Below are 20,278 nucleotides of genomic sequence, written 5' to 3' on the forward strand. Positions count from 1 at the left end.
TAGCGTCGGGAAGTCACGCCACCGCAGCCAGGGAGACCGCGCCATGCCGACCATCGACGTCAACGGGACCAGCCTCGCCTACACCGCGGCCGGCCCCGAGTCCGGGACCGCGGTCGTGTTGAGCCACTCGTTGTTCTTCGACCGCACCATGTTCGCGCCGCTGGCGGAGATCCTGGCCGGCGAGGGGTTCCGGACCGTCGCCTACGACCACCGCAACCAGGGCGGCAGCGCGCCGGACCGGCGGGACCGGCTGGACATGGACACGCTCGCCGCCGACGCCGCCGCGCTGATCGAGGCGCTGGGGCTGGGGCCGTGCCATTTCGTCGGCAACTCGATGGGCGGGTTCGTCGCGCTCCGGCTCGCCGCGCGCCGGCCGGATCTCCTGCTCACCGCGGCCGCGCTGGGATCGTCGGCGGAGGCGGAGAACCGGCTGGAGGAGTACCAGCAGCTCTTCGGCGTTGTCGAGGCGCACGGGCCCGGCGTCATCATCGACGTCCTCCTGCGGGTCATGTTCGGGGCGACCAGCCTCACCTCGCGCCCGCAGCTGTGCGATCCGTGGCGAACGTTCATGGCGCAGCTGCCGCCGGCGATCGCCGAGAGTGTGCACGGCGTGATCCACCGCTCGGGCATCGAGGCGGAGCTGGCCGGCTGCGCGACGCCGGTGCTGGCCGTCGCCGGCAGCGAGGACGAGACGTACCCGCAGCCGATCTCCGGCCGGGCCATCGCCGAGGCGAGCGGCGGGCAGTACATGGTGGTGGCGGCAGCCGGGCATTCGGTCGCCCTGGAGCAGCCTGAGCGGGTGGCCGAGCAGCTGCTCGGCCACTTCGCCACGGTGCGGCGGTGACCACAGTGGACCACACTCGCCGGTGGCGTAAGATACGGTTCGTAACTTACTGCGGGCTGGAGGGGTTTCGTGGCCGGACGGCGGATGTCGTACGACGAGCGGCACGGCCAGCTGCTCGACACGGCCGCGGCGGTGGTGCGCACGGAAGGGGCCGACGCGCTGACGTTGGCGCGCGTGGCCGAGCAGGCGGGCGTGACGAAGCCGATCGTCTACGGGCACTTCGAGACGCGCGCCGGGCTGGTGAAGGCGTTGTACCAGCGGGTCGACGAGCAGCAGTCCGAGGCGGTGCGGGTCGCGTTCGACGCGAAGGCGCGCACGCCGGAGGAAGCGGCCGCGCTGCTGGCCGAGGCGTACGTCGGGTGTGTGCTGCACATCGGACAGGAGTACGGCGCGATCACGGCGGCGTTGTCGACCAGTCCGGACATGGAGGAAGTGCTGCACGCCGGGCGTGAGCGATATGTGGATCTGTATCTCGAAGCGCTGCACCGGTTTGTGCCGGGCGAGCTGGACCGGACCGTGATGCTCGGGGTCATCGGCTCGGCGGAATCCCTGTCGCGGGAAGCGATCGCGGGCCGGCTGCCGGGGCCGCAGGCGATCGACGCGGTGGGGCGCATCATCCTGGCTGTGGTGCGGGACAGCTGAAGCCGCCCGCGCGAGTGAGGTGCGCGGGCGGCTGATCAGGCTGGGGTTGCGGCGAGTCGGGCGATCGCGTCGGCTACGCGGTCGTAGAGCTCGCGGGGCAGGTTGTGGCCCATGCCGGGGATGACGAGCAGTTCGGCGCCCGGGATGGTCGACGCGGTGTCCTCGGCGGCGGCTGAAGGAATGAGGGGGTCGTCGGCGCCGTGGATGACCAGCGTGGGCGCGGTGATGCGCAGGAGCTTCGCGCGGCGGTCGCCGTTGGCCAGGAGGGCGGCGAGCTGGCGTTGCAGGCCCGCCGGGTCGTGGTCGCGGTGCACTGTGGACAGCAGCGTGGCCCGGAGTTCGGCGTCGTCATACGGGTAGGCCGGGCTGCCCAAGGCTTGGGCTGCAGCCGCGACGTGGTTCAGGTAGACCTCCTCGTCCGAGGGGTCGGGCGCCGGGGCGGTGAGTGCGGTGATGGCTTCCGGTGTCGCGGGAGGCAGCGCGGGATTGCCCGTGGAAGACATGATGGACGTCAACGACCGTGTCCGATGTGGATGGTCGGCCGCGACGAGCTGTGCGATCATGCCGCCCATCGAGGCGCCGACGAGGTGCGCGCGGTCCACGCGCACCTCGTCCAGCACCGCCACGACGTCGGCGGCCATGTCCTCGAGACAGTAGGGCAGTTCCGCGGACCCGGCCGACACCGCGCCCAGGTCCGGGACGCCGGCGTCGGGGAAGTGGGTGGACAGGCCGGCGTCGCGGTTGTCGAAGCGGATCACGAAGAACCCGCGCGCGGCCAGGGCCTGGGGGAAGCCGTCGTCCCACTTGGTCAGCTGGTCGCCGAGGCCCTGGACGACTACGAGCGGCTCGCCGGAGTCCGGGCCGACGGTGTCGTACTCCAGCGCGCAGCCCTCGGCTGCGGCCCGCGGCATCAGAAGTCCAGCGCTTGCGTGAGGTCGGCGATGAGGTCGTCGACGTTCTCGATGCCCACCGAGATCCGCACGAGCGAGTCCGTCAGCCCGATCTCCTCGCGCAGTGGCGCCGGCACGCCCGAATGCGTCGTGGACGCGGGGTGGCAGATCAGCGTCTCGGTGCCGCCCAGGCTCACGGCCAGCTTGCACAGCTGCAGGCGGTCGAGGAACGCGAACGCCTCGGGCTCGCCGCCCTTGACGTAGAAGGAAAACGTGGATCCCGGCGAGGTGGACTGGCGGTCGAACACGGCTTTGCGCGGGTCGTCGGCGGTGAGGAAACCGAGATAGTCGACCTGGGTGATCTTGTCGTGGTCACGCAGGAACTCGGCCAGGCGGCGCGCGTTGGCGGCCGCTCGCTCAGCTCGGATCTGCAGTGTTTCCAATGACCGCAGCAGCATCCAGCACGTGTTCGGATCGAGCTGGGTGCCGAGGGCGCTGCGGGTCTGCACGATCCGGCCGACGTGTTCGGCGCTGCCGGTGACGCCGCCCGCGATGAGGTCGCTGTGGCCGCCGGCGTATTTGGTCAGCGAGTAGACGGCGAGATCGGCGCCGTGGCGCAGAGGTTGCTGGAACATGGGGCCCAGCAACGTGTTGTCGACGATCACCAGTGGCCGCTTGCCCTGCCGGGTGCCGACCAGGTCGGCGACGTCGGACAGCACCTTGAGGTCGATCAGTCCGCCTGTCGGGTTGGCGGGTGTTTCGGCGAAGAGCACGCTCACGGTGCCCTGCTCCATTGCCGCGTGGGCGGCGGCCTCGACGTGTTCCGGATCGGTGCCGTCGGTGAAGCCCGCGGAACCGATCCCGAACGCGGAAAGCGTGTTGCGGATCAGTGTTTCCGTGCCGCCGTAGAGGGGGCGCGAGTGCAACACGACGTCGCCGGGCTTGCAGAACGTGAGCAGCGTGGTAGCGATCGCCGCCATGCCAGAGGCGAAGACGGCGCCGCGCTCGGCGTCGTCCCAGACGGCGACCCGGTCTTCCAGGATCTCGAAGTTCGGGTTGTTGAAGCGGGAGTAGACGAGGCCGGCCTGCTCGCCGTCGCGGGCCTGGCGCCGGCCGGACGTGAGGTCGAACTGGTCCTTGCCCTGTTGCGCGGTTTCGAAAACGAACGTGGAGGTGAGGAAAACCGGTGGTTTGAGTGCGCCTTCGGACAACGCGGGTGAATATCCGAACCCCATCATGAGCGTTTCCGGACGCAGCGTGCGGTTGCCGACCGTGCGCTGCTTGTAGTTCGACGACTTCACGCGTCCTCCCCGGAGTGCGTGGCGGCGCGGAGCACCAGCAGGATCCCGTTCGCGTGTTCGGGTGCCACCACCAGACCGCGTTCGGTTGTCATGAAAGGAATACCGGATGTGCGAAGGTGCGCAGCCGCGGTGTTCTCGTCGAACACCTTGACCGCCAGCACTGTGAGGCCGGTCGGCGGCAGGTCGATACCGGGGTAGGTCTCTTCGAACGACGCCGGACTCAGGTAGACGATCGGGCTGCCGCCGGTCGGTACCTCGTAGGACCCGGCCATGTGCGCTTCGGGTTCGGTTTCGAACACGCGGGCAACATTCGCGGCGGACGTCTCGGCGTCCTCGGCGACGATCGCGACGTGGTCGATGCCCCAAGCCGTGTTGGGGTGCTTCATCAGCTCGGAGATCCACGTGTGCTCCGGCGTCAGGATCTGGCTGGAGAACAGCTGCAGGTATCCGGTGACGTCGGTGAGCCGTGCGATCGAGAACACCGCCTCGGTCTCGGTGCCGTCGGGCAGTTCGACCGGCCTTCGCACGGTCTGGGGTTCCGTCGTGGCAAGGCCCGTCGCCTGCCATTCGGCGGCCGCCGCCGCGGTGTCGTCCGTGCGCAGCGCGACGGCCGCGATGCCCTCGCGCACGCTCAGCGCGGCGCGGATGTCCTCGTTGTACTCGGTGGGTTCCCACACGCCGAGCAGCTCGAAGTAGTCCTGTTCGAACAGGACGTTGTGGTTGCCGGTGCCCATTTCGGTGGCGTGCCGGCCGAAGGGGGACACGGTGAACCCCAGGCGGGTGAACGTGTCACGCGCCCGGTCGAAATCCCGGACCAGCACGCAGCAGTGGTCGATGCCGTTGAGATGACTCCGCATGGCCTTCTTCCTGTCGGATCGCCGGCTCGAACCCGGCTAAGTTACGAAACGTAGCTTACCTTTCGTAACTTAGCTGTCAAGGCGGGCCGGCGACCGCGTTTGCCGTGGTCGCGGCGGCAGGTAAAGTCGAGTGGGTTCGAAGCCGACCGGCCGGCCAGGAGGTACCGGGATGCACGCGGTGCACAGCGGCGGGGCACTGGGCGGGTCGCTGGAGGCGTGGCGCCGCAGCCACCTCGCCGAGCTGCCGGCGGGCGTCCGCGACGCGATGCTCGCGGAGGCCTTCGTCGTCACCGTCCCGGCCGGCAACGTCATCGGCGAGAACAACCGCCCCACGCTCGCGTTGATCCACTCGGGACTCACCCGCGTGGTCCTCAGTGGACCCGACGGCCGCACGGCCACCGTGCGCTACGCCGGCGCGGGTCAGATCCTCGGCCTCACCTCGGCGATCGCCAACGGCTCGCCGTGGCTGGGCTACGCCATCACCGAATGCCGCATCACGTTCCTCAACCCCGAGACCCTGCGCCGCTTCGGCCAGACCGACGCGCGCGTCGCGTGGTCGCTGGCCCGCCAGATGGCGCGCGTCTGCTACGAGGTCATCGACACCCTGGGCGCCAACGTCTTCGGTACCATCGATCAACGCGTGAGCCGGCACCTGCTGGAGCTGGCCGTGCGGCAGCCGGAGGGCCTCGTGGTGATGGCCGACCAGCACGAGCTCGCCCAGTCGGTCGGCTCGGTCCGCGAGGTGGTGGCGCGCTCGCTGCGGTCCCTGCGCGAGCGCGGCGTGCTGCGCCGGCTGCCGAAAGGCGGGCTGTTGATCGTGCGGCCCGAGGTCCTCGAGGGTGTGGCCGCGGGGCTGGACACGTCGAAGACCTCGGGCGAATAGGCCGGGCGACTCGAGGGGATGGGTCAGTCGCCCAGTTTCACGAGGACCTTGCCGTTGTTGCTGCCGTTCAGCAGGACCTGAATGCCGTCGGGTGCGGCCTTCAGGCCGTCGATCACGTGTTCCTGGCAGCGCAGCTCGCCGGCGCGGACGCGGGGCAGGAGGTCGGCCTCGACTTCGTCGAAGCGGGCGGCGTGGTCCATGTAGATGAAGCCCTCCATGCGCACGCGGTTCGGCAGCAGGTGGAACCAGTTCCGCAGCGGGACGGGGCCGCCCTTGTCGTAGCGGGACACCGCGCCGCACAGGACGACGCGGGCGTTCACCGCGAGGTGGGGCAGCAGGGCGTCGAGGATCGCGCCGCCGACGTTGTCGAACACCACGTCCACGCGGTCGGGGGCGAGCTCGGTGATCGCGGCCTCGACGTCCTGCGTGCGGTAGTTCACGCAGTCGAGGGCGCCCAGTTCGCGCACGAGATCGCACTTCTCCGGCGTGCCCGCGACGCCGATCACGCGGGCGCCGGCGGCCACGGCGAGCTGCACCGCGATGGAACCGACTGCGCCGGCCGCGGCGGTGACGACCACCGTTTCACCGGCCCGAGGCCGGCCGATGTCGTGCAGGCCCAGCCACGCCGTCTGGCCGGAGATGCCGAGCACGTGCAGCGCGGCCTGCAGCGGCACGCCGTCGGGCACCTTCCGCAGGGTCGAGCCGTCGACCACGGCGTCCTCCTGCCAGCCCAGCAGTCCGGACACGCGGTCGCCGGTTACCAGGCCCGGGTACCGCGACTCGGTGACGACGCCGGCGCCCAGCGCACGCATCGCCTCGCCCAGAGGTGCGGGTGGCAGGTAGTTGCGCACGTCGTTCATCCAGCCGCGGGTGGCGACGTCCAGCGACAGCCACCCGACCTTCACCGACACCTGGCCGTCCCGCAACGCGGGCACGGGCGCGTGGTCCTCGTAGCGCAGCACCCCGTCTTCGAGCGGCCCGGTCGTGGTGGCGGGCCGGGCGGCGAGGACATAGCGCCGGGTGTGTGTCATCGACATGGGCTTCTCCTCAGAGCGCCCTCGCGTACGGGCGCGGATTTCAGCACGGCCAGCCCAGGGTTCACCGGCTTGATCGAAACCGCAGTGACCTGGGTCGGGTCGCGGCTGCACCCAGGTCGGGAACCCCAGGTCGAGAAGGGGGCGTGTGCCTCGAGTTACACCCGGACGGAAGCCAGGTCGCTGACGAGCACGGGGCAGAACCGCGATTCTCGGGGACCCACCGAAGAGGAGGACCCGTGGCCGAGCGCTCGAGCCGATTCGTCACCGTCGACGGCATGCGTACGCACTACCTCGAGGCGGGACCGGTCGACGGGCCGCCCGTGGTCCTGCTGCACTCGGGGGAGTACGGGTCGTCGGCCGAAGGCTCGTGGACGGAGACCATCCCGGGCCTGGCCGACGCCGGGTACCACGTGTACGCGCCCGACTGGCTGGGTTACGGCAAAACCGACAAGGTGATCGACTTCGCCGACCCCAAGGGCCGGCGGGTGCGGCACATCGCCGCCACCGTCCGGGTGCTGGGCATCGAGTCCGCGGCCTTCGTCGGGAACTCGATGGGCGGCACCTACCTGGCCGAAGACCTCGCGACCGAGACCCCGCTGCTCCCGGTCGCCGCGGCGGTGCTGGCGAGCGGTGGCGGGTTCATCCCGTTCAACGAGGCCCGCGCCGCCATCCAGGAGTACGACCTCACCGAAGCCGGGATGGCGAAGATCCTGCGCACGGCGATGTACTCCAGCCGCTGGGCCGACGATCCCGAGTACGTGCGCCGGCGCCACCGGATGAGCCTCGAACCCGGCGCGTGGGAGTGCGCCGCGTCCGCGCGGCTGCGGCCGCCGAAGCCGCTGACGCCGGACCACGGCGGCGAGAACTTCGGCAAGAAGGACCCGATCGCCTACGAACGCGTCCGCGTGCCGACCCTGGTGATCGCCGGCGCCGAGGACCCCCTGCGCGAGCCCGGGTACGCGGACGAGATCTCCGCGCGCCTCCCGGACGCCGAGCTGCGTGTGTACGCCGAATGCGGCCACCTGCCCAACATCGAGCACGCGCAGCGGTTCGTGGAAGACGTCCTGGCCTTCTTCGCGCGCCGGTACCGCAAGCCCGAGTAACCGACCAGCCTCACCGTGAGCGCCGCCGAGCTGTCTTCGGCGGCGCTCTTCGGCGTGTCCGGGCTCGCACCTCGAGGCCCACCCCGGCGATTGACTCCCGATCTCTGCGTCTGCTCTACTGTTCAGAGATTAGTTCTGCTCTACAGAGTTTTGGTTTGAGGAGAGTCGACGATGACGGATCAGTCCGGCACCCTGTCCGACGTGCGGCGCGGGATGATCCCGGCGCACATCTACAACGACCGGGAGATCTTCGAGCTGGAGCGGGAGCGCGTCTTCGGCCGGGCGTGGCTGTTCGTGGCCCACGAGTCGGAGATCGCCAAGCCCGGCGACTACGTGGTGCGCCGCGTGCTGGACGACTCGTTCATCGTCACGCGCGACGAGAAGGGCGAGATCCGGGCGCACTTCAACATGTGTCTGCACCGCGGGATGCAGGTCTGCCGTGCGGAGATGGGCAACGCCTCGCACTTCCGGTGCCCTTACCACGGCTGGTCCTACCGCAACGACGGCCGGATCGTCGGGCTGCCGTTCCACCAGGAGGCCTACGGCGGCGAGGCCGGGTTCAAGCGCAAGGGCCAGCGGCTGCTGCCGGCGCCGAACCTCGACACCTACAACGGGCTGATCTTCGTCTCGCTGGACCCGGAAGCCCCGCCGCTGGTGGACTTCCTCGGCGATTTCCGCTTCTACCTCGACTTCTACACCAAGCAGAGCCCCAGCGGCATCGAGCTGCGCGGCCCGCAGCGCTGGCGCGTGAAGGCCAACTGGAAGATCGGCGCCGAGAACTTCGCCGGCGACATGTACCACACGCCGCAGACGCACACGTCCGTCGTGGAGATCGGCCTGTTCCGCGAGCCGAAGGCGGAGAAGCGCAAGGACGGCGCCACCTACTGGGCCGGCAACGGCGGCGGCACCACCTACAAGCTGCCGCCGGGCGGGTTCGACGAGCGCACGCGCTACGTCGGCTACCCGCAGGAGATGGTCGACCGGATGAAGGCCACCTTCTCGCAGGCCCAGCAGCAGGTGATCGGCGAGGACGGCTTCATGATCTCTGCCGCTTCGGTGTTCCCGAACCTGTCGTTCGTGCACAACTGGCCGCGCGTCGCGGATTCCGACGACGTGCTGCCGTTCATCTCCGTCCGCCAGTGGCAGCCGATCAGCGAGAACGAGACCGAGGTGCTGTCCTGGTTCGCGGTCGACGCGGAGGCGCCCGAGGAGTACAAGGCCTTGTCCTACAAGGCTTATCTGATGTGCTTCGGGTCCACCGGCATGTTCGAGCAGGACGACGTCGAGAACTGGGTCTCGCTCACCAACACCGCCGCCGGCTCGATGGCGCGGCGCCTCAAGCTCAACAGCCGCATGGGCATCCTCGAAGACGACACCGAGGTCGTCCCCGCGCTCACCCCGGAGCAGTTCCACGGCCCGGGCGTCGCGCACACCGGGTACGGCGAGTACAACCAGCGCGAGCTGCTCAACCGCTGGGCCGACTACCTCGAACAGCCGGCGAAATCGGCCACCGCCCTGGAAGTCGGCGCGCCGGCCGAGACCGCCGAGGCGGTGCAGGCATGACCACCGAGACGCACTCCAGCCGCTCGCCGCTCGGGGCGCACGCGTCCCGCATCCTGCGCACCGGCCGGCCGCTGCCGTTCGACGACGCCCGCCACCTCCGGGCCCACCAGTGGCTGGTCGACGAAGCGTGGCTGCTCGACGCGCAGGACTACGAGCAGTGGCTGACCACGCTCACCGAGGACATCCACTACCTGATGCCGGTGCGCGTCACCACCGCGCTGGGCGCCGGGTTCGACACCGCGCCGGGGATGGCGCACTTCGACGAGGACAAGTACTCGCTGTCGCGGCGCGTCGCGCGGTTCATGACCGAGCACGCCTGGACCGAGGACCCGCCTTCGCGCCTGCGCCACCACCTGTCCAACGTGCGCACCTTCGCGACCGAAGACGACAACCACCTCGTCGTGGAGTCCGCGACGCTGCTGTTCCGCAGCCGCGGCGACGTGCTGTCCGGCTCGATCGTCTCCGCCGGGCGCGAGGATCTGCTGCGCAGCACGCCCGACGGCTGGCAGCTCGCGCGGCGCACGATCCTCGTCGACGATTCGGTGATCCGCATGCAGAACCTGGCGATCTTCCTGTGAGCCTCTCCTGGGAAGGCGAGGCCGAGGACGCCCGCGCGGCGGCCGCGGCTGCCGCGGAACACGACGAACTGGTCGCCCACACCACGGGCGAGGTCATCCGGCTCGGCAACGAGTTCGCCGAGATCCTGGTGCGGCGCGTCGACACGCGCAACGGTGCCCGGCTGCTGATCGAGTCGCCGAAGTCGGGCCAGTGGGTGTCGTTGTGCCCGCTGGAGCTGGAGGCGCTGACCTGGCAGAACACCGAGACGTTCTCCGCCATGATCGGCCACCCGTTCGGCCCGCTCGTGGCCACCGAACCCACCGACCCGGGGGAGGACTCGTGACGGGCTGGCTGGAGGGCCGCCGCGCGCTCGTCGTCGGCGCCGGTTCGGGCATCGGCCGGGCCGTGGTCGACGCGTTCCGCTCGGAAGGCGCCCGCGTCGCCGTGCTCGAACGCGATGCGGCCAAGGCGGCCGCGCTCGAAGCCGAGGTCCCGGATGTGCCGGTCACGGTCGGCGACGCCACCACGCGAGTGGCCAACGACAGCGCGGTGGCCGCCGCCGTCGCCGCGTTCGGCGGCCTCGACGTGCTCGTCAACTGCGTCGGTGTCTTCGACTTCTACCGCAGCATCGAGGACCTCGACGCCGAGGTGCTCGACGACGCGTTCGACGAGATGTTCCGCACCAACGTCAAGAGCCACCTGCATTCGGTGAAGGCTGCGCTGCCCGAGCTGAAGCGCTCGGGTCACGGCGTGGTGCTGCTGACCGAGTCGACGTCGTCGTACTACCCGGGGCGCGGCGGCGTGCTGTACCTGTCGTCGAAGTTCGCCGTGCGCGGGCTCGTCACCGCGCTCGCGCACGACCTCGCGCCGGAGATCCGCGTGAACGGCGTCGCGCCCGGCGGGACGCTGGGCACCGACCTGCGCGGCCTGCCCAGCCTCGGCACCGCCGAGCGCAGCCTCGGCGACGCGCCGCGGCGGGCCGAGGAGCTCGCCGCGCGCGTGCCCCTGCACGTGGCGCTCAGCGGCGAGGACCACGCGTGGAGCTACGTGTTCCTCGCCTCCGACCGCGCTCGCGGCATCACCGGTCAGGCCGTCCACCCCGACGGCGGCATCGGTGTTTCCGCGCCCCGCAAGCGATCCTGAACCCGAAACGGAAAGACCGATGGCCAAGCTCACCGCCGACACCGACCTCTGCCAGGGGTACGGCAACTGCCTCACCACCGCCGAAGACGTCTACGACATCGACGACGACGGCAAAGTCGTCCTGCTGACCGAAACCATCCCCGAGGCCGACCGCGCCCGCGTCGAAGCGGCCGCGCGCAGCTGCCCGGTCAAGGCACTGGGGGTGGTCGACGGATGAGCACGGTCGTGATCGTCGGCGCGTCGGTGGGCGGCGTCCGCACGGCGCAGGCGCTGCGGGCGCAGGGCCACGACGGTCGGATCGTCCTCGTCGGAGCCGAACCGCATCTGCCCTACGACAAACCGCCGCTGTCCAAGCAGTTCCTCGCCGGCGCGTGGGAGCACGACCGGCTGGCGCTGCTCACGGAGGAGGAAGCCGCCGCCGACGGCATCGAGCTGCGGCTCGGCGTCGCGGCGACGGGCCTCGACCCGGTCGCGCGTACGGTCGAGCTGGCCGAGGGGACCGACCTCGGCTACGACACCCTCGTGATCGCCACCGGCGCCACCGCGCGGCCGTCGCCGTGGGCCGCCGAATCCGGGGTGCACGTGCTCCGGACCCTCACCGACGGCACGGGCTTGCGGGCCGCGCTCGCCGAACCGGGGCCGCTCGTGGTCGTCGGCGGCGGGTTCATAGGCGCCGAGGTCGCGGCCACCGCCCACGCCGCCGGCCGCGAGGTCACCGTCGTCGACCCGCTGCCGGCGCCGATCGCGCGCGTGCTCGGCGACGAGGTGGGCCGGCTGGTCGGCGACGTGCACCGGCGCCACGGCGTCGAGACGCGCTTCGGCACCGGCGTCCGGGCGGTGTCCGGGCGGGTGGGCGCGCTGGAGATCACGCTCACCGACGGGACGGTGCTACCCGCGGGCACGGCAGTCGTCGGCATCGGCGCGGTGCCGGCGGTCGAATGGCTCGCCGATTCGGGGCTGGAGCTGGACAACGGCCTCGTGTGCGACGAGTTCTGCCGCGCCACCGGGCACCCGGAGATCTTCGGCGTCGGCGACGTCGCCCGCTGGTTCCACGCCGGCCACGGCGAGCACGTGCGCGTCGAGCACTGGACCAACGCGGTCGAGCAGGCGGCGTGCGTGGCGCACAACGTCGTCCACCCGGAGGAGCCGGTGCAGTACCGGCCGACCGAGTACGCGTGGAGCGACCAGTACGACTGGAAGATCCAGATCGCGGGACGGCCGAACCGGGCGACCGGCTTCGAGCTGGCCGGAGATCCCACCACCGATCCACCGCGGTTCGCCGCGCTCTACCGCGACGAAACCGGCCGGCTTTCCGCGGCCGTCACGGTGAACTGGCCGAAGCTGCTCGTCGCCGCGCGCCGGCTCATCACCGCCGGAACCCCCTACGAGGAAGGACTTTCCGTGCTGGACAAGCTGATCGCCCCGGTGAGCGCGGCATGACCGAGTTGCAGCAGGAACGGCAGCTCGTCTCCGACGCCTGCCGCGTGCTCGCCGCCCGCGGGCTGGCGGAAGGGTTCCTCGGCCATGTTTCCCTGCGCATCGATGACGAACGCCTCCTCGTCCGCTGCCGCGGGCAGCAGGAGCGGGGCCTGGCGTGGACCACGCCCGAGGACATCCGGCTGGTCGACCTCAACGGCGCGGCCGCGGCGTCCGGGGAGCTCGACGGCTGGTCGGTCCCCAACGAGCTGCCCCTGCACACTGAGGTGCTGCGCGCCGATCCCGAGGTGAAGGCCGTGGTGCACGCGCACCCGCCGTCGGTCGTCGCGGCGGACCTGGCGGGGCTGGCGATCCGGCCCATCGTGGGCGCCTACGACATCCCCGGCGCCAAGCTCGCGGCCGGCGGCGTGCCCGTGTACCCGCGTGGGGTCCTGGTCCGCAACCGCACGCTGGCGAAGGAAATGGTCTCCGCGATGGCCGGCCGGCCGGTCGTTCTGCTGCGTGGGCACGGCCTCACGAGCAGCGGCGGTTCGGTGCAGGAAGCGGTGCTGCGCGCGTTATCTGTGGACACGCTCGCACGGATGGCGCTGGACGTGGTGAGTGCCGGCGGCCGGCTCGCCGACCTGCCGCCCGAGGACCTGGCGGAGCTGCCCGACCTGGGGCCGGCCTTCAACGAGGGCGTGGCCTGGCGCCACGAGCTCGCCCGGCTCGGCCAGTGCACCAGCTGTTAATGCAACAGCGGCGTGGCTTCGGCGACCGTCTCCTTGAGACGTTCGCCGATCTGCCGGACCTCGGCGCGCGACAGCCGCCCGACCGGCAGCGAGACGTTCAGCGCGAGCCGCGCGGGGAGGTTCCCGGCGGGGAAGGCGACGGCGACCGACGCCACGCCCTCTTCGCTCTCCTCGCTGCTGGTCGAATAGCCGCGCCGGCGCACACTCTCGATCTCCAGCTCCAGCTCGCTGCGCGTGCCGATCGAGTTGGGCGTGAGAGTCTCCAGCTGCTCGTCCGGGTACATCCGGTGCAGGTCCTCGGTGGACAGCTCGGCGAGCAGCGCCTTGCCGGTCGAGGTGCAGTTGGCGGGCATCGCCTGGCCCAGCCGCGAGGCGACCCGGACCGCGCGCGGGCTTTCGATGGCCTCGATGAACCGCACCGTGGTGCCGTCGAGGATCGCGAGGTGCACGGTCTCGGCGAACTCGTTGTTGAGCTTCTCGAGGAACGGGCGCAGCGTCTCGCGCACGTCGAACCGCTGCAGGATCGCGAAGGCGACGGCCGTGAGCGAGGTGCCCGGCCGGTAGGTCTTCGTTCGCGCGTCCTGCCGGATGAAACCGCGGTACTGCAGCATCGCCAGCAGGCGGTGCGCGGTGGAAGAGGCGACACCCAGGTACTCGGCGACGTCCGTCATCCGCAGCTCGGGGCGATCCCCCAGCAGCAGGAGGATCCGAAGCGCCTTGTCGACCGAGTCGATCGGGTACTGCGGTGCGGGCGAGTGCGCGCCGGCGGGGTCGAGAGCGGGCTTCTTCATAGCAGAATCGTACGGCAAGCGGCGAAGCCGGCGGGGCGCGGTGATCACCGCGCCGCAAGCGGTCCGCGCCGGGAACGCTTGCCCGGCAGGCAAGAACTCGAGAACGACTCACCTTTGCGGGCAGCGGAAAACGCGGTCCGCAACCGTTTCGAAACGCTGGGAACGCACGGCGAACCTGTGGCTTGACCCGGTTCTCAACCTCTGTTAGACAGAGCGCACTTCTTCATCGCAGAAGACTGGTGAACCATGACCGTTGCTGTTCAGTTCTCCCCGTCGTCGAGACCGTCCCCACCACGGCGCCGCTTCGGCTTCGTGTTCGCGGCTCTCGCACTCGCCACGGCCGGCTGCTCCGCTTCAGCCGCTTCAGACGACTCCGCCTACACCCTGGGCCTCATCACCAGCCAGACCGGCACCGGCAGCCAGCTCGGCGTCGGTGAGCTGCAGGGCGCGCAGCTGGCGGTGGACCAGATCAACGCGCGCGGCGGCGTCAACGGCAAGCCCCTGCGGCTGCGCACCGCCGACGACCAGAGCAATCCCGCGCAGGCCGTGCTGCAGACGCGCAAGATGCTCGGCAGCGTCGACGCGCTCGTCGGACCGTCGCTGTCGGGTCCGTGCCAGGCCGTGATCCCGCTGGCGTCCAGCGCGCAGCTGATCGACTACTGCCTTTCCCCCGGTGTGAAGCCGAAACCGGGCTCGTACCAGTGGTCGGCCAGCGCGCCGACCGACACGCTCGCCGAGCGGCTGCTGGCGTACTGGAAGAGCCAGGGCATCACGCGCGTCGGGCTCATCTACACCACCGACGCGAGCGGTCTCGACGGCGCGCACGCGATCCAGTCGGCCGCCGCGCACACGGGCGTTTCCGTGGTGGGACAGGCCAGCTACAGCCCCACCGCGGTGTCGGTGACCTCGCAGCTGCAAGCCACCACCTCGGGCCAGCCGCAGGCGCTGGTGGTGTGGAGCAGCGGCGCGGCCGCGGGTGTCGCGTTCAAGGGCATCGACCAAATGGGACTCAAGCTCCCGGTCGCGACCACTGACGGCAACCTCACCTACGCGTTCCTGCGCCGCATCGCCGACTACACGCCGGACACGTTGCTCATCCCGGCCACGCGCGACTTCTGGTGGCAGCAGCAGAACCCGAGCACCCAGGTGCAGCAGCTGGAACGCGGCTACCACGACGAGTTCCGCGCCCGCTACGGTGCCGACCCCGACTTCGGCCCCGGCGTCGCCTACGACGGGGTGCTGCTCGTCGCGCAGGCGCTGGAGAAGGCGCACGGCAACGTCGCCGCAACCCGTGACGCACTGGAGAGCCTGCGCGGGGTCTCAGGTGTCGTCGGCACTTATTCGTTCGCCCGGGACAACCACCGCGGGATCGGCGCCGACGACGTCGGCATCGTGCGCGCGACCGGTGGCCGGCTGACCTTCGTGGGGAGATGAGCACGGCCATGTCCGGACTGATCCAGGTCATCGTCGGCGGCCTCGCCGACGGGGGCGTGTACGCGCTGATCGCGCTGGGCGTCTCGCTCGTCTATTCGATCAGCCGCATCATCAACCTCGCCCAGGGCGGGTTCGTGGTGCTCGCGGCGCTGCTGGCCGTGTCGATCCAGCAGTGGCTCGGTGTGCCACCGCTGGTCACCGTGGTTATCGTGGTGCCACTGTTCGCGTTGCTCATGGCGGTGGTGGAACGGCTGGTGATGGCGCCGGCCGCGGCCCGCGCGACGCCGGACCGGATGCTGCTGGTCACCGTCGGGCTGTTGCAGGCCATCGGCGGGCTGCTGCTGCTCGTGTGGGGCAACCTGCCGTACACGATGCAGCCCTTCAGCGGAGACACCGCGATCACGATCGGCGGCGTCCGCATCGTGTCGCAGTACCTGTGGATCATCGGCGCGCTCGTGGTGACGGTGGCCGCCCTGTGGTTCCTGGTGCAGCGCACGAGCCTCGGGCTGACGATGCGCGCCACGGCGAGCAACCCGGAAGCCGCCGCGCTGCAAGGGATCAACGTCGGGCGCATCCGCCTGATCGCGTTCAGCCTCGCCGGCGCGATGGCGGCGCTGGCCGGCACCACGGTCATCCCGGCGACGTTCCTGCAGTTCTCCACGGTGACGCCGTACGCGGTTGCCGGGTTCATCGCGGCGGTCGCGGGCGGCCTCGGCAGCACGGCCGGTGCCGTCGTCGGCGGCCTCGTTCTCGGTCTGCTGCAAGGACTTTTCAGCCGCTACACCAGCGGTGACCTCGCGCAGGTGATCGCGATGGCCGTGCTCATCGTGCTCCTGCTCGTGCGACCGACCGGGCTGCTGGGCAAGACGAGCGAGGTGCGCCGATGACCACGCAGGAAAAGACCACTCCCACCACCGCGGCCCGCCCGCAGGCCGGCCGCGGTCGGTCACCGCAGCGGCTGGTCGTCGCGGCCGTGGCGGTGGTCGTCGCACTCGTGCTGCCGTTGCTGGTCCCGGGCTGGCTGGGCCTGCTCGTGATCGCCGGGATCTTCTTCCTGATCGTGCTCGGGCTCAACCTGCTCATGGGTTACGCGGGCCAGGTCTCGTTGGGACAGACGCTGTTCATGGCGATCGGCGGCTACGGCGCGGGCCTGCTCACGCTGCGCTGGCACTGGCCGTCGCTGGTGGCGATGATCGTGATGGCCGTGGTCTCCGCTGCGGTCGCGGCCGGGCTGGGCACCGTGTTCCTGCGGCTGCGCGGCTACTACCTCGCGCTGGCGACGCTGGGGCTGGCCGTGATCACCGAGTCGCTCGCGTCCGGGCTCACCGGGTTCACGGGCGGGCCCTCGGGCCTGGTCGGCGTGCCGAGCCTGCGCCTGGGCACGTTCGACGTCTTCAGCGACCAGGCCAACTACTACCTGCTGCTCGTGGTGTGCGGGCTCGGCGCGTGGTTCGTCGGCAACCTGCAGCGTTCCCAGACCGGGCGGGCGCTCTCGGCCATCGCCGCCGACCCGGCGGCCGCGACGATGCTCGGCATCAACGCGGCCCGCTACAAGACCAGCGCGTTCGTGGTCTCCGCCGTCTACGCCTCGCTTGGCGGCAGCCTCTACGCGTTCTACCTGCGGTTCATCTCGCCGGAAGTGGTCGGCGTGACGGTGGCGCTGAGCATCGTGATCATGCTCGCGCTCGGCGGCGCGCGCACGATCGTCGGGCCGCTGCTGGGCGCGCTCGTGATCCAGGGGCTGCCGGAGGTGGGGCAGAGTTTCGCGTCCTGGTCGCCGTTCGTGGCCGGGGTCGTGCTCATCGTCGTGATCACCTACCTGCCGCGCGGGATCTGGGGCGCGATCAAGAAAGCGGTGCAGCGATGACCACCGAGACCCAGCTGCTGGCCGTGCACGGCCTGACCCGCCGCTTCGGCGGCGTGACCGCGGTCGACGACGTGAGCTTCACCGTCGCCCCCGGCACCGTGCGCGCGATCATCGGCCCCAACGGCGCCGGCAAGACCACGCTGCTCGACCTCATGACCGGGTTCACCGCGCCCGACGCCGGCCGCGTCGAGTTCGCCGGACAGGACATCACCGGCGTCCGCCCACACCGGCTGCCCACGCTCGGCCTCGCGCGCACCTTCCAGTCGGCTCGGCTGGTCGGCACGCTGACCGTGCGCGAGAACGTGATGCTCGGCGGCTACCGCTTCACCCGTGCGCGGTTCCTCTCCGACGGCTTGCGCCTGCCGGGCACCCGCCGCGAGGAACGCGCCCTCGGCCGCCGCGCCGACGAGCTGCTGGAGTTCCTGGAGCTCGGCGCGTACGCCGACTCCCTCGCGGGCGAGCTGCCCGCCGGTGCCCAGCGGCTGGTCGAGGTCGCGCGGGGACTCGCGGGCGGGCCGACGTTGCTGCTGCTGGACGAACCGGCGGCAGGGCTCGACGACACGGAGACCGGTGAGCTCGCGGCGGCGCTGCGCGCGGTGTGCGCGGGCGGCATCTCGCTGGTGGTGATCGAGCACAACATCGAGCTCGTGATGACCGTGAGCGACCACGTCACCGTCCTCGACGCCGGCCGCGTGATCGCCGACGACGTGCCGCAGCGCGTGCAGGCCGACCCGGCCGTGATCGAGGCCTACCTGGGAGTGAAGCCATGAACCTCACCGTCCGCGGCCTCGACGCCCGCTACGGCTCCACCCGCGTGCTGCACGAGGTCTCCTGCGAGGTCCCCGACGGCACCATGGTCGCGATGATCGGCGCCAACGGCGCGGGCAAGACCACGCTGCTCAAGTGCCTCGCCGGGCTGCACCGGCCATCCGCGGGGGAAGTCACGCTGGGCGGCGAACCGGTCGCCGGGCTCCCCGCGCACGAGGTGGCGCGCCGCGGCGTGTGCCTCGTCCCGGCCGGGCGGCAGCTTTTCGGCGACCTGACCGTCGCGGAGAACCTGCAGGTCGGGTTGCACGGCACGGGAGTGCGCGGCACAGCGGCGACCGAGCGCCTGGAGCGCGTCTACGGCCTGTTCCCGATCCTGCGCAAGTTCGCCACCCGCCAGTCCGGGCTGCTGTCCGGCGGGCAGCAGCAGATGCTGGCCATCGCGCGGGCGCTCGTGCGGGAGCCGAAGGTGCTGCTGCTCGACGAACCGTCGCTGGGCATCGCGCCCTTGCTGGTCACCGAGATCCTCGGCGTGCTGCAACAGCTCGCGCGCGACGGCGTGACGATCCTGCTCGCCGAGCAGAACGCCGCTGCTGCGCTCGGCATCGCCGACCACGGCGTGGTGATGGAGAACGGCACCATCACCCGCACCGACACCGCGGCGGCCCTGCTCGCCGACGAGGACGTGAGCCGCCATTACCTCGGCACCGCCCGCGACGCCGTCGCCGTGGGTCACGCCCGCGCGTTGCCCGCCGGGTTGCGCGAACCGCTGCAGACCACTTAAGACTGTCCACAGTAGAAGCTCAACGAGGAGTTCCCATGAAGATCGTGCTCGTCCACGGCGGGTGGCAGGGCGGCTGGGCGTGGGACGGCGTGGCCGAACAGCTGAGTGCCGCCGGTCACGAGGTGTTCGCCCCGACTCTGCGCGGCCAGGAGGACGGCGACGTCGACCGCTCCGGCGTCACGCTGACCACCATGGTCGACGACTTGATCGATCGGATCGAGCGGCACGGCTTCGACCGGTTCGTCCTCGTCGGCCACAGCGGGGGCGGCCCGGTGATCCAGCTCGTCGCGGAACAGCAGCCCGAACGCGTGGAACGCACCGTCTTCGTCGACGCGTGGGTGCTGGCGGACGGCGAGTGCATCAACGACCTCCTGCCGGACGAGCTCGTCGGCGCGGTCACCGCGCTGGCCGGGCAGAGCACCGACAACTCCGTCACCCTGCCGCCCGAGATGTTCCTGGGGGCGTTCATGCAGGACGCCGACGAGACGCTGGCCGCGAGCGTCGCGGCACGGATCGTGCCGAGCCCGCTGGGCTGGCTCACGGAACCTGTCCGGCTGACGCGGTTCTTCACCTCGGGTGTCCCCAGCAGCTACGTCTTCCTGCAGCAGGACCAGGCTGTGCCGAAGACGGCCTACGAGCAGTCCGCCCATCGCCTGGCCGACCCGCGGATCGTCGAGTGCCCCGGCAGCCACGAGGCCATGCTCACGCACCCGGTCGAGCTCGCGAAGGCGTTGCTGGAGGCCACCGCGTGAGGCACCGCACCGGTTTCCTGGCGCCGCTGTACTACGACGAGCTGCGGCCGGACCACGCCCCGGCTCGCAGTGTCGTCCTCGTACACGGTGGCAGCGTGACCGGTGCGTGTTATCTGTCGACTCCGGACGGTCGCCCGGGCTGGGCCCACACTTTCGTCGAGCACGGCTACCGGGTGCTCGTGCCGGACTGGCCCGGCACCGGGCGCAGTACGTCGCCGCCGCCGGACAAGGTCACGGGTGAGGTCGTCTGCGCGGCGCTCGGGGCGTTGCTCGAGGCGCAGGACGGGCCGGTGGTGCTCGTCGTGCACTCGATGTCGGGGCCGTTCGGGTTCCGCCTGGCGGCCACGCACGGGGACCGGATCGCCGCGCTGGTCGCGCTCGCGCCCGGCCCGCCCGGCAACATCCAGCCGGAGCCGACCGTGCTGGACGAGACCGAAGACGACGTCGAGATCCAAGGCTTGGCCCTGCGGTGGCGGCTCCCGAAGCGCGGCCTGTGGTGGCCGGACGACGCGTTCGCCCGGGCGAAGATGATCGGTGCCAGCACACGGTTTCCGGCCGACGCGGTGGCGACGTACAGCCGGCAGCTCGGCCCCATCCCCGCCGGGCTGCTGGCGCAGCGCCAGAACGTCCGCGGCAGCCAGCTGCGCGGGGCCGGCCGCTTCGACGGCAAACCCGTGCTGGTGCTCACCGGCGACCGCGACACGGATCACCCGCGCGCGGCCGACGGCGCGACGGCCGAGTGGCTCTCCGCGCACGGCGCCGACGTCACCTACCGCTTCCTCGACGATCCGGAGCACACGGGCAACGGCCACATGCTGATGAGCGAGGACAACAGCGAAGTGCTGGCGGAGCTGGTCATCGCGTGGCTGGACCGGGTTTTCTGAGCGCACTTGGTC

General features: G+C 70.9%; 23 protein-coding genes. 18 read left to right on the plus strand and 5 right to left on the minus strand.

What is annotated here, in order from left to right; genetic code table 11:
* Positions 1 to 43 precede the first annotated feature (43 nt).
* Positions 44 to 844 carry an alpha/beta fold hydrolase gene (locus tag AB0H62_RS48575; RefSeq protein WP_360592724.1) on the plus strand — a complete coding sequence of 267 codons (801 nt, stop codon included), beginning with the start codon at positions 44 to 46 and terminating at the stop codon, positions 842 to 844.
* A gap of 69 nt (positions 845 to 913) precedes the next feature.
* Positions 914 to 1,486 (plus strand): TetR/AcrR family transcriptional regulator, encoded by a 573-nt coding sequence (locus AB0H62_RS48580; RefSeq protein ID WP_360592725.1) that lies wholly within the window; start codon positions 914 to 916, stop codon positions 1,484 to 1,486.
* Between the two features lie 35 nt (positions 1,487 to 1,521).
* Here AB0H62_RS48580 and AB0H62_RS48585 read toward each other — a convergent pair whose 3' ends face one another.
* Genes AB0H62_RS48585 through AB0H62_RS48595 form a run of 3 tightly spaced genes read right to left on the minus strand, consistent with a single transcriptional unit; the run spans position 1,522 to position 4,534 of the window.
* Positions 1,522 to 2,397 carry an alpha/beta hydrolase gene (locus AB0H62_RS48585; protein ID WP_360592726.1) on the minus strand — a complete coding sequence of 292 codons (876 nt, stop codon included), beginning with the start codon at positions 2,395 to 2,397 and terminating at the stop codon, positions 1,522 to 1,524.
* Positions 2,397 to 3,677 (minus strand): cystathionine gamma-synthase family protein, encoded by a 1,281-nt coding sequence (locus tag AB0H62_RS48590; protein WP_360592727.1) that lies wholly within the window; start codon positions 3,675 to 3,677, stop codon positions 2,397 to 2,399. Before AB0H62_RS48590 ends, AB0H62_RS48585 begins: the two co-directional genes overlap by 1 nt.
* Positions 3,674 to 4,534, minus strand: coding sequence for a VOC family protein (locus tag AB0H62_RS48595; RefSeq protein ID WP_360592728.1), 861 nt, complete (start codon positions 4,532 to 4,534; stop codon positions 3,674 to 3,676). Before AB0H62_RS48595 ends, AB0H62_RS48590 begins: the two co-directional genes overlap by 4 nt.
* Before the next feature lie 169 nt (positions 4,535 to 4,703).
* On the opposite strand from AB0H62_RS48595, the gene AB0H62_RS48600 reads away from it, so the two are divergent.
* A complete protein-coding gene (locus AB0H62_RS48600) occupies positions 4,704 to 5,417 on the plus strand; it encodes a Crp/Fnr family transcriptional regulator (protein WP_360592729.1) in 714 nt (237 codons plus the stop codon).
* A 23-nt stretch (positions 5,418 to 5,440) separates the two neighbouring features.
* Here the strand turns inward: AB0H62_RS48600 and AB0H62_RS48605 are convergent, their stop codons facing one another.
* Positions 5,441 to 6,454 (minus strand): NADP-dependent oxidoreductase, encoded by a 1,014-nt coding sequence (locus AB0H62_RS48605; protein ID WP_220243271.1) that lies wholly within the window; start codon positions 6,452 to 6,454, stop codon positions 5,441 to 5,443.
* A gap of 236 nt (positions 6,455 to 6,690) precedes the next feature.
* Here AB0H62_RS48605 and AB0H62_RS48610 point away from each other — a divergent pair, with 236 nt between their 5' ends.
* From AB0H62_RS48610 to AB0H62_RS48645, 8 genes are all read left to right on the plus strand, one after another.
* The gene (locus AB0H62_RS48610) at positions 6,691 to 7,557 is read left to right on the plus strand and encodes an alpha/beta hydrolase (protein WP_360592730.1); all 867 of its coding nucleotides are present in this window, start codon (positions 6,691 to 6,693) and stop codon (positions 7,555 to 7,557) included.
* A gap of 171 nt (positions 7,558 to 7,728) precedes the next feature.
* Positions 7,729 to 9,120, plus strand: a complete 1,392-nt coding sequence (locus tag AB0H62_RS48615) for a Rieske 2Fe-2S domain-containing protein (protein ID WP_360592731.1) — start codon at positions 7,729 to 7,731, stop codon at positions 9,118 to 9,120.
* Positions 9,117 to 9,698: a 3-phenylpropionate/cinnamic acid dioxygenase subunit beta gene (locus tag AB0H62_RS48620; protein WP_220243269.1), complete on the plus strand. Its 582-nt coding sequence runs from the start codon at positions 9,117 to 9,119 to the stop codon at positions 9,696 to 9,698. Before AB0H62_RS48615 ends, AB0H62_RS48620 begins: the two co-directional genes overlap by 4 nt.
* Complete coding sequence (locus tag AB0H62_RS48625) at positions 9,695 to 10,021, plus strand: hypothetical protein (RefSeq protein ID WP_360592732.1); 327 nt, start codon at positions 9,695 to 9,697, stop codon at positions 10,019 to 10,021. The genes AB0H62_RS48620 and AB0H62_RS48625 overlap by 4 nt, the downstream gene beginning before the upstream one ends.
* Positions 10,018 to 10,821, plus strand: coding sequence for a 3-(cis-5,6-dihydroxycyclohexa-1,3-dien-1-yl)propanoate dehydrogenase (gene hcaB, locus AB0H62_RS48630; RefSeq protein ID WP_360592733.1), 804 nt, complete (start codon positions 10,018 to 10,020; stop codon positions 10,819 to 10,821). Before AB0H62_RS48625 ends, hcaB begins: the two co-directional genes overlap by 4 nt.
* A gap of 19 nt (positions 10,822 to 10,840) precedes the next feature.
* On the plus strand, positions 10,841 to 11,038 hold the full coding sequence (locus AB0H62_RS48635; RefSeq protein WP_354879801.1) for a ferredoxin: 198 nt from the start codon (positions 10,841 to 10,843) through the stop codon (positions 11,036 to 11,038).
* Positions 11,035 to 12,261: an FAD-dependent oxidoreductase gene (locus tag AB0H62_RS48640; RefSeq protein WP_360592734.1), complete on the plus strand. Its 1,227-nt coding sequence runs from the start codon at positions 11,035 to 11,037 to the stop codon at positions 12,259 to 12,261. Before AB0H62_RS48635 ends, AB0H62_RS48640 begins: the two co-directional genes overlap by 4 nt.
* Entirely contained in the window at positions 12,258 to 12,989 is a 732-nt protein-coding gene (locus AB0H62_RS48645; protein ID WP_360592735.1) for a class II aldolase/adducin family protein, read from the plus strand. The genes AB0H62_RS48640 and AB0H62_RS48645 overlap by 4 nt, the downstream gene beginning before the upstream one ends.
* Here the strand turns inward: AB0H62_RS48645 and AB0H62_RS48650 are convergent.
* A complete protein-coding gene (locus tag AB0H62_RS48650; RefSeq protein ID WP_220243263.1) occupies positions 12,986 to 13,780 on the minus strand; it encodes an IclR family transcriptional regulator in 795 nt (264 codons plus the stop codon). The genes AB0H62_RS48645 and AB0H62_RS48650 overlap by 4 nt on opposite strands.
* A gap of 246 nt (positions 13,781 to 14,026) precedes the next feature.
* Between AB0H62_RS48650 and AB0H62_RS48655 the strand changes: the two genes are divergently transcribed.
* The 7 genes from AB0H62_RS48655 to AB0H62_RS48685 are packed head-to-tail and all read left to right on the plus strand — an operon-like array spanning position 14,027 to position 20,266.
* The gene (locus AB0H62_RS48655) at positions 14,027 to 15,214 is read left to right on the plus strand and encodes an ABC transporter substrate-binding protein (protein WP_220243262.1); all 1,188 of its coding nucleotides are present in this window, start codon (positions 14,027 to 14,029) and stop codon (positions 15,212 to 15,214) included.
* A gap of 8 nt (positions 15,215 to 15,222) precedes the next feature.
* The gene (locus tag AB0H62_RS48660; protein ID WP_220243261.1) at positions 15,223 to 16,101 is read left to right on the plus strand and encodes a branched-chain amino acid ABC transporter permease; all 879 of its coding nucleotides are present in this window, start codon (positions 15,223 to 15,225) and stop codon (positions 16,099 to 16,101) included.
* Entirely contained in the window at positions 16,098 to 17,081 is a 984-nt protein-coding gene (locus AB0H62_RS48665; protein WP_360592736.1) for a branched-chain amino acid ABC transporter permease, read from the plus strand. Before AB0H62_RS48660 ends, AB0H62_RS48665 begins: the two co-directional genes overlap by 4 nt.
* Positions 17,078 to 17,851 carry an ABC transporter ATP-binding protein gene (locus AB0H62_RS48670; protein ID WP_360592737.1) on the plus strand — a complete coding sequence of 258 codons (774 nt, stop codon included), beginning with the start codon at positions 17,078 to 17,080 and terminating at the stop codon, positions 17,849 to 17,851. The genes AB0H62_RS48665 and AB0H62_RS48670 overlap by 4 nt, the downstream gene beginning before the upstream one ends.
* Entirely contained in the window at positions 17,848 to 18,630 is a 783-nt protein-coding gene (locus AB0H62_RS48675; RefSeq protein ID WP_360592738.1) for an ABC transporter ATP-binding protein, read from the plus strand. Before AB0H62_RS48670 ends, AB0H62_RS48675 begins: the two co-directional genes overlap by 4 nt.
* Positions 18,631 to 18,665: 35 nt before the next feature.
* Positions 18,666 to 19,382 (plus strand): alpha/beta hydrolase, encoded by a 717-nt coding sequence (locus tag AB0H62_RS48680; RefSeq protein WP_360592739.1) that lies wholly within the window; start codon positions 18,666 to 18,668, stop codon positions 19,380 to 19,382.
* A complete protein-coding gene (locus AB0H62_RS48685; RefSeq protein ID WP_360592740.1) occupies positions 19,379 to 20,266 on the plus strand; it encodes an alpha/beta fold hydrolase in 888 nt (295 codons plus the stop codon). Before AB0H62_RS48680 ends, AB0H62_RS48685 begins: the two co-directional genes overlap by 4 nt.
* Positions 20,267 to 20,278: the final 12 nt, after the last annotated feature.

The sequence above is a fragment of the Amycolatopsis sp. NPDC050768 genome, from assembly GCF_040654155.1.
In the GTDB taxonomy this organism is placed as follows: domain Bacteria; phylum Actinomycetota; class Actinomycetes; order Mycobacteriales; family Pseudonocardiaceae; genus Amycolatopsis.

Excerpts from the sequence above, each read along its gene's own strand:
- AB0H62_RS48585 (WP_360592726.1), bottom strand. The coding sequence starts at position 2,397 with ATGCCGCGGGCCGCAGCCGAGGGCTGCGCGCTGGAGTACGACACCGTC.
- AB0H62_RS48640 (WP_360592734.1), top strand. The coding sequence starts at position 11,035 with ATGAGCACGGTCGTGATCGTCGGCGCGTCGGTGGGCGGCGTCCGCACG.
- AB0H62_RS48660 (WP_220243261.1), top strand. The coding sequence starts at position 15,223 with ATGTCCGGACTGATCCAGGTCATCGTCGGCGGCCTCGCCGACGGGGGC.
- AB0H62_RS48680 (WP_360592739.1), top strand. The coding sequence starts at position 18,666 with ATGAAGATCGTGCTCGTCCACGGCGGGTGGCAGGGCGGCTGGGCGTGG.
- AB0H62_RS48615 (WP_360592731.1), top strand. The coding sequence starts at position 7,729 with ATGACGGATCAGTCCGGCACCCTGTCCGACGTGCGGCGCGGGATGATC.
- AB0H62_RS48655 (WP_220243262.1), top strand. The coding sequence starts at position 14,027 with ATGACCGTTGCTGTTCAGTTCTCCCCGTCGTCGAGACCGTCCCCACCA.
- AB0H62_RS48670 (WP_360592737.1), top strand. The coding sequence starts at position 17,078 with ATGACCACCGAGACCCAGCTGCTGGCCGTGCACGGCCTGACCCGCCGC.
- AB0H62_RS48600 (WP_360592729.1), top strand. The coding sequence starts at position 4,704 with ATGCACGCGGTGCACAGCGGCGGGGCACTGGGCGGGTCGCTGGAGGCG.
- AB0H62_RS48575 (WP_360592724.1), top strand. The coding sequence starts at position 44 with ATGCCGACCATCGACGTCAACGGGACCAGCCTCGCCTACACCGCGGCC.
- AB0H62_RS48645 (WP_360592735.1), top strand. The coding sequence starts at position 12,258 with ATGACCGAGTTGCAGCAGGAACGGCAGCTCGTCTCCGACGCCTGCCGC.
- AB0H62_RS48665 (WP_360592736.1), top strand. The coding sequence starts at position 16,098 with ATGACCACGCAGGAAAAGACCACTCCCACCACCGCGGCCCGCCCGCAG.
- AB0H62_RS48650 (WP_220243263.1), bottom strand. The coding sequence starts at position 13,780 with ATGAAGAAGCCCGCTCTCGACCCCGCCGGCGCGCACTCGCCCGCACCG.
- AB0H62_RS48605 (WP_220243271.1), bottom strand. The coding sequence starts at position 6,454 with ATGTCGATGACACACACCCGGCGCTATGTCCTCGCCGCCCGGCCCGCC.
- AB0H62_RS48595 (WP_360592728.1), bottom strand. The coding sequence starts at position 4,534 with ATGCGGAGTCATCTCAACGGCATCGACCACTGCTGCGTGCTGGTCCGG.
- AB0H62_RS48620 (WP_220243269.1), top strand. The coding sequence starts at position 9,117 with ATGACCACCGAGACGCACTCCAGCCGCTCGCCGCTCGGGGCGCACGCG.
- AB0H62_RS48675 (WP_360592738.1), top strand. The coding sequence starts at position 17,848 with ATGAACCTCACCGTCCGCGGCCTCGACGCCCGCTACGGCTCCACCCGC.
- AB0H62_RS48635 (WP_354879801.1), top strand. The coding sequence starts at position 10,841 with ATGGCCAAGCTCACCGCCGACACCGACCTCTGCCAGGGGTACGGCAAC.